This is a genomic window from Trinickia sp. Y13, assembly GCF_029522115.1.
Taxonomy (GTDB): domain Bacteria; phylum Pseudomonadota; class Gammaproteobacteria; order Burkholderiales; family Burkholderiaceae; genus Trinickia.
The window spans coordinates 159,935-174,206 of sequence record NZ_JAKWFK010000003.1 but is presented as its reverse complement, the minus strand read 5'-3'; the positions used below and the strand labels follow the sequence as shown (position 1 = coordinate 174,206).

The window sequence follows — 14,272 nt, the reverse complement described above, 5'->3', positions numbered from 1 at the left end:
CACCATGACCGAATCGACACTCCCCACCGTCGACACAGCACTCGACGAGAACAAGATCATCGCCGAGCGGCGCGAAAAGCTGCGTGCGTTGCGCGAGGCAGGCATCGCCTACCCGAACGATTTCACGCCGACGCACCATGCGGGCAACCTGCAAGCGCAGCACGCCGATACCGACAAGGACGCACTCGAAGCAGCCGCGCCGCAAGTGGCCGTCGCGGGCCGCATGATGCTCAAACGCGTGATGGGCAAGGCAAGCTTCGCGACCGTGCGCGACGGCTCGGGCCAGATCCAGTTCTTCGTGACGCCGGCCGATGTCGGCGAGCAAACGTACGAGGCCTTCAAGAAGTGGGACCTCGGCGACATCATTGCCGCGCGCGGGGTGCTGTTCCGCACGAACAAGGGCGAGTTGTCGGTGCGCTGCACTGAGTTGCGCCTGCTCTCGAAAGCGCTGCGTCCCCTGCCCGACAAGTTCCACGGCTTGTCGGATCAGGAAACACGCTACCGCCAACGTTACGTCGATTTGATCGTGACGCCGGAGGCGCGCAAGACGTTCGTCGCGCGAACGAAAGCGATTTCCTCGATTCGCAAGTTCATGTCCGACGCCGACTTCATGGAAGTCGAAACGCCCATGCTGCACCCGATTCCGGGCGGCGCCGCGGCCAAGCCGTTCGTGACGCACCACAATGCGCTCGACATGCAAATGTTCATGCGCATCGCGCCCGAGCTCTATCTGAAGCGATTGATCGTCGGCGGCTTCGAACGCGTCTTCGAGATCAACCGCAACTTCCGCAACGAAGGCGTGTCCCCGCGGCACAATCCCGAGTTCACGATGATGGAGTTCTACGCCGCGTACACGAATTACACGTGGCTCATGGACTTCACCGAGCAGTTGCTTCGTCAAACGGCCATCGACGCGCTAGGCACCGCGAACATCGTGTATCAGGGCCGTGAGCTGGACCTGTCCAAGCCGTTCCATCGGTTGACGATCACGCAGGCCATCCGCAAGTACGCGCCCGACTATACCGATGCGCAACTGGGCGATGCGACGTTCTTGCGCACCGAGCTCAAGCGCCTCGGTGTCGACACGACGCAGCCGATGTTCTTGAACGCAGGCGTGGGCGCGCTGCAATTGGCGCTGTTCGAGGAAACGGCCGAAGCGCAATTGTGGGAGCCGACGTTCATCATCGACTACCCCGTCGAAGTGTCGCCGCTCGCGCGCGCATCGGATTCCGTGGATGGCATCACCGAGCGCTTCGAACTGTTCATTACGGGGCGCGAAATCGCGAACGGCTTCTCGGAATTGAACGACCCCGAGGATCAAGCGGCGCGCTTCAAGAAGCAAGTCGAGCAGAAAGACGCCGGTGACGAGGAAGCGATGTACTACGACGCCGACTACATCCGCGCGCTCGAATACGGCATGCCGCCGACAGGCGGCTGCGGCATCGGCATCGACCGCCTGGTCATGCTGCTGACCGATAGCCCCAGCATCCGCGACGTCATCTTGTTCCCGCATTTGCGCCGCGAAGACTGACGCGAACTCGCCACGGCAGTTTGTAACCATCGGTAAAAGCCGTTCGCAGCGTTGCTGTGAACGGCTTTTTTGCATTCGATTCGACCCTCGTACGGCGGCGCATGTTGCCCGCTGCCGCTTGGGCGTCCGTCCGCGCCACCGCGCGGGCCCCACGCCGAGGTTACAAATTGAAACGACGACTGTGCCGCGATGATCGACACTATCATTGTTCCAATAAATGGCTTTCGTATTCACGGAGGCGCGATATGAATAACCCGACCACGTCCACTCGTCGCCTGCATCCTCTGATTGCCGTCGCGGCGGGCACCGTCATCGTCGCGAGCCTGGCCGCTACCGCTGCGATCACAGGTGTATTTCCGAAAGCATCGAGCTCGAACGTGCAGACCGACCAGGCACAAACCGCGCAAGTCGGATCGCAGCCGGTCATCGACTCGGCCGCTCCCGCGCATATGTCCGCGCTGACGAGACAGCAACAGCAGTCGCAGCCCCCGGCAGCGAGCCCGACGCAATCGGCCCAAAGCGCACCTCCCGAGCCGGGCCAAGTCCCTTACGCAGAGGGTGGCGCCGCTCAGCCTTCGTACGCCCAGCAGCAACAGCCGGGCCAGCCTGGACAGCCCTATCAACAACAGTACGCCCAACAGCAGCAGCTCGCCAAACAGCCCTACGCGCAACCGCAACAGCCCAGCACTCAATCTGCCTACTGCTCCACCTGCGGCACCGTCGAATCGATCGCGGCCGTGCGGCACGAGGGACGGGGCACGGGGGTCGGCGCTGTCGGCGGCGCGGTGGCGGGGGGATTGCTAGGCAATCAATTCGGCCGGGGCACGGGCCGCGCGGCGATGACCGTCCTCGGTGCGGTAGGCGGCGGCTTCGCCGGCAACGCCGTTGAAAAACACCTGCGCAGCGAAACGAGCTACCAGGTCCGCGTGCGGATGGCCAATGGCCACACGCGCTACTTCACCTATCGTCAACCGCCGCCGTTTCAGCAAGGCGAGCGTGTTCACATCGAACACGGCACGCTCGCGGCGGGTTGAGCATGCGTGGATATGCGTGGGTGGGTGAACGCGTACGCGTCGTCTCGACGTGCGACGCCAAGCCGCCCACCTACGCAGCACTACATAAAAAAGGCGACCTAACGAGAGGTCGCCTTTCTTTTCAAGTCGGCACGGCGTCACGGAAAGCCAGCGTCTTCACGCACCGCTCGCGCCTCACTCGGCCGAATCTTCGATCCAAGCCAGTTGGATGGCCTCGAGAATTTTTTCGCTCGACCGATTGGGATCGTCGTCGAAGCCCTCCAATTCCATTACCCACCGATGCAGATCGGTGAAACGGATGTTCTGAGGATCCGTGGCGGGGTATTTGTCGGTGAGGGCCATCGCGATTTCTTGTACGTCTGTCCACTTCATGGCTACTCCCTCCTTGGGCGTCAATGGTTCTCTTTGGCGTGGTTGATCGAGTACCGCGGAATCTCGACCACCAGATCCTTGTCCTGCGGCACCAGCGCCTGGCATGACAGCCGCGAGGTAGGCTCGAGACCCCACGCCTTATCGAGCAAGTCGTCTTCGTCCTCTTCCGACGGCGCAAGCGCTTCGAAGCCTTCCCGCACGATCACATGACACGTGGTGCAAGCGCAAGACTTTTCGCAGGCATGCTCGACTTCGACGCCGTGTTCGAGCAGCGCATCGCAGATGCTCTGGCCCGGCTCGGCCTCGAACACCGCCCCTTCCGGGCACAGCTCCACGTGGGGCAGGACAACGATTTGAGGCATGAAGAATTCCGTTCTGACTGTATTGGGTGGGGCGGCGAGCACGGCTCGCCCTGTCATTTTATAGCGGCGTCTCGCCTTAGATCTCGTCGAGCTTGCGGCCCTTCAGTGCCAGGCGAATGCTCTTGTCCATTCGCCGGGCCGCGAACTCGTCGGTCTGCTCGGCAAGCGCGCGGGTCGCCGCTTCGATCGCATCGGTGTCGGCGCCCTGAGCTGTATCGCGCAAACGCGCAAGCGCCTCGTCCACACCCGCGCGTTCGTCCTCGGCCAGCAACTCACCGTCGGCAGCCAGCGCCGCTTGCGTCGCCTCGAGCAGGCGCTGTGCCTCGACCTGCGCCTCGCGCAGCGCTCGCGAGCGCATATCGACTTCCGCGGTGCGGAAGCTATCCTCGAGCATGCGCGCGATTTCTTCGTCGGCAAGCCCGTACGACGGTTTGACGACGACCGAAGCCTCGACGCCCGAATGTTGCTCGCGGGCAAACACCGACAATAAGCCATCGGCGTCCACCTGGTAGGTCACACGAATGCGCGCGGCGCCGGCGGTCATCGGCGGAATACCGCGCAGCTCGAAACGCGCGAGCGAGCGGCAATCCGAGACGAGCTCGCGCTCACCCTGCACCACGTGAATCGCGATCGCCGTCTGGCCATCCTTGAATGTCGTGAATTCCTGCGCGCGCGCGACCGGTATCGTCGAATTGCGCGGAATGATTTTCTCGACGAGGCCGCCCATCGTCTCCACGCCGAGCGATAGCGGAATCACATCGAGCAGCAGCCAGTCGTCGCCCGTGCGGTTGCCGGCCAGCAGATCGGCTTGGATCGCGGCCCCGAGCGCGACGACTTGATCGGGATCGAGATTGGTGAGCGGCGGCTGACCGAAGAACGCTTCGACCGCGCGGCGAACGACGGGCATCCGTGTAGCCCCGCCAACGAGCACGACGCCCTTGACGTCCTCGGGCGTGATCTTCGCATCGCGTAGCGCCTTTTTGGTCGGCGCGAGCGTACGATCGACGAGCGGCCGCACGAGTTCGGCGAACTCGGTCTCGGTGATGTCCACGCGCACCGCCGTGCCACCGGCGAGCGTCGCTTCGACGGTCGCTTCCGGTGCAGCGGAGAGCGCTTCCTTGGCGGTACGCACGCGATCCAGCAACAGGCGCACGTCTTCGGCCGCGAGGCTCTGCGGCGCAATATCGGCCTGCGCCAATACGTGCCGGAATAAGATGTGATCGAAGTCGTCGCCGCCGAGCGCGGAATCGCCGCCTGCCGCGAGCACTTCGAATACGCCCTTGGTCAGTTTGAGAATCGACAAGTCGAATGTGCCGCCGCCCAGATCGTAGACGGCATAGAGCCCTTCCGCGCTGTGATCCAGACCGTAGGCGATCGCCGCCGCCGTCGGCTCGTTGAGCAAACGCAAGACGTTCAGACCCGCGAGCCGCGCGGCATCTTTGGTCGCCTGACGCTGCGCTTCGTCGAAGTAAGCCGGCACCGTGATCACCGCGCCGACAAGCTCGTCCCCGAGCGAATCCTCGGCCCGCTGGCGCAGCGTCGCGAGAATTTCAGCGGAGACCTCGACCGGGCTCTTCACGCCGTCGGCCGTGCGGATCTGCACCATCCCGGGGGCATCGACAAACTCATAGGGGGCGCTTTCGACGCCTTCGACCTCCTGTCTGCCACGCCCCATGAAGCGCTTGACCGAGACGATCGTGTTTCGCGGATCGAGCACGGCTTCCTCTTTGGCCGTATGGCCGATGCGACGCCCCCCGCGCTCGAGGTAGCGCACCACCGAAGGCAAGAGGATGCGGCCTTGCTCATCGGGCAAGGCTTCCGCCACGCTGTTACGAACGGCGGCGACGAGCGAATTCGTCGTACCGAGGTCGATGCCGACAGCGAGCCGCCGCTGATGCGGCGCCGGCGCCATGCCGGGTTCCGAGATTTGCAGTAGAGCCATTCTGGTCAATGTGGTTCGTGCCCGCCCGTTTTGGCGGAAACATCGATTATCTCGCGCAACGCGACCGTCGCGCTGCACCTAGCGTGCTATCGAGCGGCCCTTGCCCCTGCGGGTCCGACCTGCTCTGCCGCGGTTGCCCCACCCGGGGTAGCCTCAGTGCTCGAGCCGCTCGATTTGCCGTCCGATCTCGCCCGCGACACGCTCCAGGAACATCAGTTGCCGCACCGCCTCGGCGGCAGGCTGATCCGCGCCGTTGTCGAGCAAGGTCGAAAGCCGCTCGAAGCGCACCCGCTCTTCGTCTCGCAATTCGCTCTGCAACGCCATCAACTCGGCGACGTTCCTCGCGTCCGCGGCGTCCTCGACGCGCTCGCGCCATTCCATCTGTTGCATCAAGAACGCGGGCTCCATGGCGGTGTTCTCCGAGGCGCCAACGTCGACGCCGCGCAGCGACAGCAGATAAGTCGCGCGTTTGAGCGGGTCGCGCAACGTCCGATAGGCCTCGTTCGCGCGCGTCGCCCATTGCATGGCGATGCGCTTTTGCGCGTCGCCCGCCGCGGCGAAGCGATCGGGATGGACCTGCGCCTGCACCGTGCGATAGGCGTGCTCGAGCGCGTCCAAATCGAGCGAGTAACGCTCGGGCAGATGGAATAAATCGAAATGGCTGTCTTGGATCGAGGACATGAGGTCAATCGTCGGTCAAACATCCGCGGTCGGCACGAGCGCGCGGCCGGCGCCGCTGCCCGCCACCGCGCCGCAATGGCGCGCCGGAAACAAAAAGGCGGCCAGCGCCGCCTTATCGTCCGCCCTGGGCGGCGGGATGCGTCATACGCGGAACGACTCGCCGCAGCCGCATTCATCCTTCACGTTCGGGTTGTTGAACTTGAAGCCTTCATTCAACCCTTCTCGCGCGAAGTCGAGTTCCGTGCCGTCGATATAGGCGAGGCTCTTCGGATCCACGACGACTTTGACGCCGTTGCATTCGAAGATTTGATCCTCGGGCTCGACTTCATCGACGTACTCGAGCTTGTACGCGAGGCCCGAGCACCCCGTGGTGCGCACACCCAAGCGCAGCCCCAGGCCCTTGCCGCGGCGAGCAAGGTACTTCTGCACGTGCTGCGCGGCCTTTTCGGTCAAAGTGATCGCCATGATGCTCAATGCTTACGCGACGTGCTGCTTGGCCTCGGCGTCTGCCGCTTGGGGCGCGCCGTGACGTTGCTTGTAATCGGCCACGGCCGCCTTGATCGCGTCTTCCGCGAGGATCGAGCAGTGGATCTTCACCGGCGGCAACGCCAATTCTTCCGCGATCTGCGTGTTCTTGATCGACAGCGCTTCGTCGAGCGTTTTGCCCTTCACCCATTCGGTGACGAGCGAGCTCGAAGCGATGGCCGAGCCGCACCCGTAGGTCTTGAACTTGGCGTCCTCGATGACGCCGTCCGCGCCGACGCGAATCTGCAGCTTCATGACGTCGCCGCAGGCCGGGGCGCCCACCATGCCGGTACCCACCGCGTCGTCGTCCTTCGAGAACGAGCCGACGTTGCGCGGGTTTTCGTAATGATCGAGAACTTTACTGCTGTAAGACATGATCAGACTCCTGGATTCGTTCGTATGGCGATTAGTGTGCGGCCCACTTGATGGTGGTCAGATCGATGCCGTCCTGATGCATTTCCCAGAGCGGAGACAGATCGCGCAACTTCGCAATCTTGCTCTTGAGGAGATCGACGACGTAATCGACGTCCTGCTCCGTCGTGAAGCGGCCGACCGTGAAGCGGATCGAGCTATGCGCGAGTTCGTCGTTGCGGCCCAGCGCCCGCAGCACGTACGAAGGCTCTAGCGAGGCTGACGTGCAAGCCGAGCCGGACGAAACCGCGACGTCCTTGATCGCCATGATCAGCGATTCGCCTTCGACGAAGTTGAAGCTAATGTTCAAGTTGTGCGGCACACGGCGTTCCATGTCGCCGTTGACGTAGACCTCTTCCATCTCGGTCAAGCCGCGCAGCAAGCGATCCCGCAGCATGCGAACACGTTCGTTTTCCGTTGCCATTTCTTCTCGGGCGATGCGGAATGCTTCGCCCATGCCCACGATTTGGTGCGTCGCCAGCGTGCCCGAGCGCATGCCGCGCTCATGGCCGCCGCCGTGCATCTGCGCTTCGATGCGCACGCGCGGCTTGCGACGCACGTAAAGGGCGCCGATGCCCTTGGGGCCGTAAGTCTTGTGCGCCGAGAAGGACATCAGGTCGACCTTCAGCCGGCTCAGATCAATTTCGATCTTGCCCGTGGCCTGCGCAGCGTCGACGTGAAATATGATGCCCTTTTCGCGGCAAATCTCGCCGATCGCTTCGATGTCTTGAATGACGCCGATCTCGTTGTTCACCGACATGACCGAAACGAGGATCGTATCGGGGCGCAGCGCGGCCTTGAAGACATCGAGATCGATCAGGCCATCGCTCTTGACGTCGAGATACGTGACTTCGAAGCCTTCGCGCTCGAGCTCACGGCAGGTATCGAGCACGGCCTTGTGCTCCGTCTTCACGGTGACGATGTGCTTACCCTTGCTCTTATAGAAGTGCGCGGCGCCTTTGATGGCCAAGTTGTCGGACTCTGTCGCACCCGAGGTCCAGATGATCTCGCGCGGATCGGCATTGACGAGTGCGGCGACTTGTTCGCGCGCCTCTTCCACCGCCCGCTCCGCATCCCAGCCATACGAGTGGCTGCGCGAAGCCGGGTTGCCGAACTGCTCGCGCAGATACGGGATCATCTTGTCCACCACGCGCGGATCGACGGGCGTCGTCGCGCTGTAGTCCATGTAGATGGGCAGGTGGGGCTTCTCGTTAGTCATCAATGGCTCCGGGGGAAAATCGTTATAGCTCGTCGGTTCGTTCCATCCTGGCGCTCGCTTGCGCGCAGGCCTTACGAACTCGCGATATTGAATACGGAATTAGGCCCTTTCGGTGCGACGCGCGCCGCTTCCGTGGCCGCGGCCTCGCTGCGCCTGTCACGCAACACGGCCGGCGACCCCTCGCGCGCCCGTTGCTGCTCGACCAGCGCCTGCAGCGAGACCGAATCCAAGTACTCGACCATTTTCTGGTTCAACGTGGACCAGAGTTCATGCGTCATACAGTGGCCGTCGTGCTGCTTGGTGCCCTCGCACGACCCTTTGCCGCCGCATTGTGTCGCGTCGAGCGGTTCGTCCACGGCGATGATGATGTCGGCCACGGTCACTTCCTGTGCGCGGCGCGCCAAGTAGTAGCCGCCACCGGGCCCTCGGACCGACTCGACGATCCCGTGGCGCCGCAGCTTGCCGAACAATTGTTCCAGATAGGACAGCGAAATACGCTGACGCTGGCTGATGCCGGCGAGCGTCACCGGACCTTGCTCCTGGCGCAGGGCCAGGTCGATCATCGCCGTAACGGCGAAACGGCCTTTGGTGGTGAGTCTCATAGGGACGAAAAACCTGAATTCTCGACGATTTTGGTCAAGTATAAATACATGACGATTTTAGTCAAGTATCCCCCTCCGGCAGTTAGGTTATTGGTGCCGGACTGACTACGCATCGTCGTCCTCTCGCGCAAGCTGCGTTTGCAGGTGGGCCAGCAAACCTTGGCAAGCCGCCTCGCACTGATCGAGCACGGCTTCGAAGCCCTCGCTGCCGCCGAAGTACGGATCCGCGACCTCGCGATGGCCGAGGTGCGGTGCGAACTCCAACAGCAACCGGACGCGATCACGTAGCGCTGGCGGGCAAATGCGTCTCAGATTCTCGACGTTCGCCTCGTCCATCGCCAGCAGCAGATCGAAGCGGCGAAAATCGTCGGCCGACACCTGGCGCGCCCGCAACGGCGCGAGTTGGTAGCCTCGCGCATGCCCCGCCTGCTGCGCTCGGGCATCGGGCGCTTTGCCGACGTGCCAGTCGCCCGTCCCCGCCGAATCGATGAAAATGCGCTGCGAGAGTCCGGCCGCTTCGACCTGGGCGCGCATGACCGCTTCCGCCGTGGGCGAACGACAAATATTTCCGAGGCAGACGAAGCAAATCGAGACGGTTTTCATCGACTTCATTGACCAGATGCGGGTTGCCGGGCGTACGCGACAAGGCGGTGCAGCGCCCCGCGCGCGGGCCGACACGCTGCCCGGGCAAGCGTTCGATTATACGAGCAGCGCACTTACGACGCCTCGCCCGCTGCCGCGCGGACATCGCTCCGATGGACGCCAGATGCCGTTCTAGCGGAGCCGGCATCGATCAACCCGTAAGACACGGTGCGAGCCAGTTCGGCCGTCACGCGGTCGGCGGCAAGCGGTTCGCGCGCCGCGCTGCCATCGCCGTACGCTCGCAGCGCAGCCAGCACGACCAATGCCGCGGCCAACGCCACCGGCCAGTAGCTGGAGAAATAGCCCGCTTTTGTCGTTCTCATGTTCGCGCCCCTTGCCCGCCGAGCGCGCGCCTATCGCGCGCCCGCTTATCCATGGAACGTATTCTATAAATGCAGGCTATCGAGACAAAGGGGCAAATAGCGAATTCAGCGTTGCTCGTGGATAAACAATGAAGGAAAGGCGGCACCGGCTCGGGCCATTGCGCGGTTCAGCCTTGATGACTGCGTTGCGCTGCATAGAGTTCGCGAAACGTGCGGCCGACAGGCGCCGGCATGTCGCGGGTCGCCGTCCACCCGCGTCCGAACGGCAGACGTGTGATCGAGCGTCGGCTCCCGCCCAAGCGTTCGAGCAACCGCACCGCCAACTTCGTGACCATCGCGTACAACGCCGGCCGCAACGCCATGAACCCCCAAGCGGAGAGCGCCGCGCGTTCGGCCCAAGGGCGAAGATGGCGCTCGACTTGCTTTTCGCGCAGTTTGCGCAGCAAGTCGGAAATCGGAATACCGACGGGGCAAACGGCGTTGCATTCACCGCACAATGTTGCCGCCTGCGGCAGATCGAGCGCCTTGTCGAGGCCGACGTAACTAGGTGTCAGCACGGAGCCCATCGGCCCCGGATAGACCCACCCATAGGCATGGCCGCCGACTTTTTGATAGACGGGGCAGTGGTTCATGCAGGCGCCGCAGCGGATGCATCGCAACATCTCTTGAAAGGCGCCGCCGATCAGCCCGGTGCGCCCGCCGTCCACGAGCACGACGTACATATGCTCGGGGCCGTCGAGATCGCCCTCGCCGCGCGGTCCGGTCAGCAGCGAGAAATAATTGGCCGTGACTTGCCCTGTCGCGCTGCGCGGCAACAACCGCATGGCCAGCGCGAGGTCCTCCAGCGTCGGCAGCACTTTTTCGATGCCGGTGACGGCCACATGAACACGCGGCAAGACGGTGCACATCCCTTCGTTGCCCTCGTTCGTCACGAGCGCGACCGAGCCCGTCTCGGCGACGAGGAAGTTGCCGCCCGTCACGCCCATGTCGGCCGATACGAAGTGGGGACGCAGCACTTCCCGCGCCTCGCGGGTCATATCCGGAATTTCAGTGAGGCGCGGCCGGCCGTGCGTGGCCGCGAACAAATCGGCGATTTGCTCTTTGTCCTTGTGAACCACCGGCGCGATGATGTGACTTGGCGGCTCGTTGTCGTTGATCTGCAGAATGTATTCGCCCAGGTCCGTTTCGAGCGACTGCACGCCCATTTCGGCGAGCACGGCGTTCAGTTGCATCTCCTCCGAAACCATCGATTTCGTCTTGATGACTTTCTTGACGTCGTGCTTGCGTGCGATTTCGGCTACGAGCCGCGCCGCATCGCGCGTGGTCTCGGCGTACAGCACCGTCGTGCCGCGGCGGGCCGCCTCGCGCTCGAAGGTTTCGAGCCAAACGTCCAGATGCTCGAGCGCCCGATTGCGGCGCGCTTTCAGTTCGGCGCGCGTCGCCGGGAAGTCGATCGCCGTCATGGCTGCCGCGCGCGCCGACACGAATTTGGTCGACAGCTTCTTCAGGTTCTGCTGCAAGCGCGCATCGGCCAGCCCTGCTTTTGCGCGCGCCTTGAAATGCATCGATTGAACTTGCATGAATGGCTCGATCGGTCTCGTTTCGAGAATACGGCGTGACGCCTTACTGGTCGGCGTCGCCGGCCAGGACTTGAGCGATATGCAGCACGCGCGTCGTGGTGTCGCCCGTACGACGCAGCCGCCCTTCGATGTTCAGCATGCAACCCAGGTCGCCCAGCACGACGCAGCCGGTCCCGCTCGCTTGGACATTCGCGCATTTCTCGTCGACGATGGCCGTCGAGATATTGCCGTACTTCACGGCGAAGGTACCGCCGAAGCCGCAGCAATGCTCGCAGTCCTTCATCTCCGTCACGGCGACGCCGCGCTGCGCGAGCAATTCGCGCGGCTGGGATTTCACGCCCAGCTCGCGCAAGCCCGAACACGAATCGTGATACGTCACCGGCCCCGCGAACGAACCGGGCTCCAAGCGCACTTTCGCGACCTTGACGAGAAAATCGGTCAATTCATAAACTTTTGGCCGCAACCGCTCGTAGCGGCCGGTCAGTTCGGGATCGTCGCGAAAAAGATCGCCGTAATGCGCGGCGACCATCCCGCCGCACGAGCCGGAGGGAACCACGACATAGTCGAACTGCTCGAATTCGCGCAGCATCTTCTCGGCAAGATCACGCGCGATGCGCCGCTCGCCGGAGTTATAAGCCGGCTGTCCGCAGCAGGTCTGGGCCGGCGGCACACTCACGTCGAAACCGGCCTGCTCGAGCAACTTGACCACCGAGAAGCCGATCTCGGGGCGCATCAGATCGATCAGACACGTGGCAAATAGTCCAACTCGCATGGGCACCCAAAGATGAACGAAATAGCGCGATTATCCGACGTTTGCGCCCCGAAGCAATGGAATAAATCGAAAAAAGGGCGCAGCGCCGATCCGAGGGCGCATTCAAACGGCGTTCGCTTTTTTCACGATACGAGATACAATGGACCCCACCTATTAATTGCCGAGTCAATCGATTTCCAATGAGCGAGACGAACCACGACTCCAAAACGTCGATCCAAGTCATTGAGCGCATGATGCGCCTGCTCGACGCCCTTGCCGCGCATACCGATCCGGTCAGCCTCAAGGAACTCGCGCTGGGTACCGCGTTGCACCCATCCACGGCGCACCGCATCTTGAACGACATGGTGACGTGCCGTCTCGTGGATCGCTCCGATCCGGGCACCTATCGCCTGGGCATGCGTCTGCTGGAACTCGGCAATCTCGTCAAGGCGCGGCTGTCGGTGCGCGACGCGGCGCTCGCGCCGATGCGCGAGTTGCACCGCATGACCGGGCAAACGGTGAATCTATCGGTGCGCCAAGGCGACGAGATCGTCTATATCGAGCGCGCCTACTCCGAGCGCTCGGGCATGCAGGTCGTGCGCGCGATCGGGGGTCGTGCCCCACTGCACCTGACCTCGGTCGGCAAGCTTTTCCTCGCGGCCGACGAGGCATCGCGCGTGCGCGCCTATGCGATGAGGACCGGACTATCGGGCCACACGCAAAATAGCATCACCGATATCTCGAGGCTGGAAAAGGAACTTACCCAGGTGCGTCAGCAAGCGTGCGCACGCGACAACGAGGAACTCGAACTGGGCGTGCGCTGCATTGCCGCAGGCATCTATGACGATACGGGCAAGCTCGTGGCCGGCTTGTCGTTGTCGGCGCCCGCCGATCGGCTACAAGACGCGTGGATCGCGCAACTGAACCGCACGGCGCTCGTCATCTCGGAATCGCTCGGTTATCACCCCGAAGCGGCGGTGCCGGAAGCGCAGCGAAAAGCCGGCTCGCATTAATCTTTTCCTCACGGAAAACGAAAAAGCCCCGCATCCAACGCGGGGCTTTTTCGTTGCGCCACGTCCGCCTAGCGAGCGGCCGTGCAGTCCCAGCTTCAGGTGCCGCGACCACCCGCGTCCGCGCTCGTGATGCGCTGGCCGTCGGACTCGTCGAGCCATTTGCGCAGGCGCGTGGCATCGGCGAAACGCGAGTATTTGCCCGCTGAGTCGAGTAGGACCATCACCACGGGACGACCATGGAGGGTGGCCTGCATCACGAGGCACTCGCCCGCTTCATTGATGAAACCCGTCTTCTGCAAGCCAATGTCCCAGGTCGGGTTGCGCACGAGCGCATTGGTGCTGTTATAGGCCAGCACACCCCTGCCCGGGTAAACCTCATAGCTGCGATCGGTCGAGAACTTGCGGATGAGCGGGTATTGGTACGCCGCATTGATCATCTTGACGAGATCGCGCGCCGTCGAGACGTTATGGCTCGTCAAGCCCGTAGGGTTCTCGAAATGCGTGTCGTTCATCCCGAGCGCTTTGGCTTTGGCGTTCATCGCCGCGATAAACGCCGGCCGCCCGCCCGGGAAGTAGCGCGACAGCGCAGCGGCAGCGCGATTTTCCGAGGCCATCAACGCGATATGCAGCATGTCTTCGCGCGAGAGGACCGCCCCCACGTGCAGGCGCGAGCCCGTATGCTTCTCGTAGTCGCGATCATCGGCGGTCACCTCGATCTGATCGGTGAGCGGGGACTTCGAATCGAGCACGACCATCGCCGTCATCAGTTTGGTGATGGACGCAATGGGCACGACCGAGGTCGAATTCTTGTCGAACAGCACTTCCGAGGTGTTCTGATCGACGACGAATGCGACATTGGAGCGCAGCGCGACGCCCTCAGGCGTGTCGGGCAGGCCGAAAGCCTGCCCAGCCGTGGGCGAGCGCGGTTCGAACGCGACCCGATGGACGCCGTGCCGGCCATGGCCGCGCAGCGTGTAAGTCGCGCGCTTTCGTTTGACCGGTTCGGCCGCGGCCGTCGAAGCAGCGGCTTTCGCCCTTTTCTTCAGATGCTTTTTATGAACCGGCCGATGCGCCGGGACGGTGCCGGTAGCGGCGAACGCATTCGCCGGGGCCGCCAGCGTCGTCACGAGCAAAGCGCTGGCGGCAGCGGACACGATTGTGCCGAGCGCCACGCTTCGCAACACGGTAAGCGACGAAAACAGAGCGATTTTCATTGGTGTTCTGATGCAGGAGTGGCGGACGGTTGACGGCAAGTGTAGTAAAGCTACGAAAAATTAGCAATAT

The 14,272-nt window shown here is 63.0% G+C and carries 16 protein-coding genes; 3 read left to right on the top strand and 13 right to left on the bottom strand.

Annotation, left to right across the window (positions count from 1 at the left end; genetic code table 11):
- Positions 1 to 4: 4 nt before the first annotated feature.
- Positions 5 to 1,531: a lysine--tRNA ligase gene (gene lysS / locus MMB74_RS06990; RefSeq protein WP_277427883.1), complete on the top strand. Its 1,527-nt coding sequence runs from the start codon at positions 5 to 7 to the stop codon at positions 1,529 to 1,531.
- 245 nt (positions 1,532 to 1,776) lie between these two features.
- Positions 1,777 to 2,565 (top strand): glycine zipper 2TM domain-containing protein, encoded by a 789-nt coding sequence (locus MMB74_RS06985; RefSeq protein WP_277427882.1) that lies wholly within the window; start codon positions 1,777 to 1,779, stop codon positions 2,563 to 2,565.
- A gap of 174 nt (positions 2,566 to 2,739) precedes the next feature.
- On the opposite strand, the gene iscX is transcribed toward MMB74_RS06985, so the two are convergent.
- The 12 genes from iscX to MMB74_RS06925 all read right to left on the bottom strand — a co-directional run bounded on the left by iscX (position 2,740) and on the right by MMB74_RS06925 (position 11,996).
- Positions 2,740 to 2,937, bottom strand: a complete 198-nt coding sequence (iscX, locus tag MMB74_RS06980; protein ID WP_277427881.1) for a Fe-S cluster assembly protein IscX — start codon at positions 2,935 to 2,937, stop codon at positions 2,740 to 2,742.
- Positions 2,938 to 2,957: 20 nt separating this feature from the next.
- Positions 2,958 to 3,299, bottom strand: coding sequence for an ISC system 2Fe-2S type ferredoxin (fdx, locus tag MMB74_RS06975; RefSeq protein WP_277427880.1), 342 nt, complete (start codon positions 3,297 to 3,299; stop codon positions 2,958 to 2,960).
- Positions 3,300 to 3,375: 76 nt separating this feature from the next.
- Positions 3,376 to 5,241, bottom strand: coding sequence for a Fe-S protein assembly chaperone HscA (gene hscA, locus MMB74_RS06970; RefSeq protein WP_277427879.1), 1,866 nt, complete (start codon positions 5,239 to 5,241; stop codon positions 3,376 to 3,378).
- Positions 5,242 to 5,394: 153 nt separating this feature from the next.
- The gene (gene hscB, locus MMB74_RS06965) at positions 5,395 to 5,922 is read right to left on the bottom strand and encodes a Fe-S protein assembly co-chaperone HscB (protein ID WP_277427878.1); all 528 of its coding nucleotides are present in this window, start codon (positions 5,920 to 5,922) and stop codon (positions 5,395 to 5,397) included.
- 141 nt (positions 5,923 to 6,063) lie between these two features.
- Positions 6,064 to 6,387: an iron-sulfur cluster assembly protein IscA gene (iscA, locus tag MMB74_RS06960; protein ID WP_277427877.1), complete on the bottom strand. Its 324-nt coding sequence runs from the start codon at positions 6,385 to 6,387 to the stop codon at positions 6,064 to 6,066.
- A gap of 12 nt (positions 6,388 to 6,399) precedes the next feature.
- A complete protein-coding gene (gene iscU / locus MMB74_RS06955) occupies positions 6,400 to 6,822 on the bottom strand; it encodes a Fe-S cluster assembly scaffold IscU (RefSeq protein ID WP_277427876.1) in 423 nt (140 codons plus the stop codon).
- Positions 6,823 to 6,853: 31 nt separating this feature from the next.
- Positions 6,854 to 8,077: an IscS subfamily cysteine desulfurase gene (locus MMB74_RS06950; protein WP_277427875.1), complete on the bottom strand. Its 1,224-nt coding sequence runs from the start codon at positions 8,075 to 8,077 to the stop codon at positions 6,854 to 6,856.
- A 71-nt stretch (positions 8,078 to 8,148) separates the two neighbouring features.
- On the bottom strand, positions 8,149 to 8,679 hold the full coding sequence (iscR, locus tag MMB74_RS06945) for a Fe-S cluster assembly transcriptional regulator IscR (protein WP_277427874.1): 531 nt from the start codon (positions 8,677 to 8,679) through the stop codon (positions 8,149 to 8,151).
- Positions 8,680 to 8,784: 105 nt separating this feature from the next.
- The gene (locus MMB74_RS06940) at positions 8,785 to 9,282 is read right to left on the bottom strand and encodes a low molecular weight protein-tyrosine-phosphatase (RefSeq protein WP_277428186.1); all 498 of its coding nucleotides are present in this window, start codon (positions 9,280 to 9,282) and stop codon (positions 8,785 to 8,787) included.
- A 113-nt stretch (positions 9,283 to 9,395) separates the two neighbouring features.
- Positions 9,396 to 9,644 (bottom strand): hypothetical protein, encoded by a 249-nt coding sequence (locus MMB74_RS06935; RefSeq protein WP_277427873.1) that lies wholly within the window; start codon positions 9,642 to 9,644, stop codon positions 9,396 to 9,398.
- A 167-nt stretch (positions 9,645 to 9,811) separates the two neighbouring features.
- On the bottom strand, positions 9,812 to 11,224 hold the full coding sequence (locus MMB74_RS06930; RefSeq protein ID WP_277427872.1) for a lactate utilization protein B: 1,413 nt from the start codon (positions 11,222 to 11,224) through the stop codon (positions 9,812 to 9,814).
- Between the two features lie 43 nt (positions 11,225 to 11,267).
- Positions 11,268 to 11,996 (bottom strand): (Fe-S)-binding protein, encoded by a 729-nt coding sequence (locus tag MMB74_RS06925; RefSeq protein WP_277427871.1) that lies wholly within the window; start codon positions 11,994 to 11,996, stop codon positions 11,268 to 11,270.
- Between the two features lie 179 nt (positions 11,997 to 12,175).
- On the opposite strand from MMB74_RS06925, the gene MMB74_RS06920 reads away from it, so the two are divergent.
- Positions 12,176 to 12,988, top strand: coding sequence for an IclR family transcriptional regulator (locus tag MMB74_RS06920; protein WP_277427870.1), 813 nt, complete (start codon positions 12,176 to 12,178; stop codon positions 12,986 to 12,988).
- Positions 12,989 to 13,083: 95 nt separating this feature from the next.
- Here the strand turns inward: MMB74_RS06920 and pbpG are convergent, their stop codons facing one another.
- A complete protein-coding gene (gene pbpG, locus MMB74_RS06915) occupies positions 13,084 to 14,202 on the bottom strand; it encodes a D-alanyl-D-alanine endopeptidase (protein WP_277427869.1) in 1,119 nt (372 codons plus the stop codon).
- Between the last annotated feature and the right edge of the window lie 70 nt (positions 14,203 to 14,272).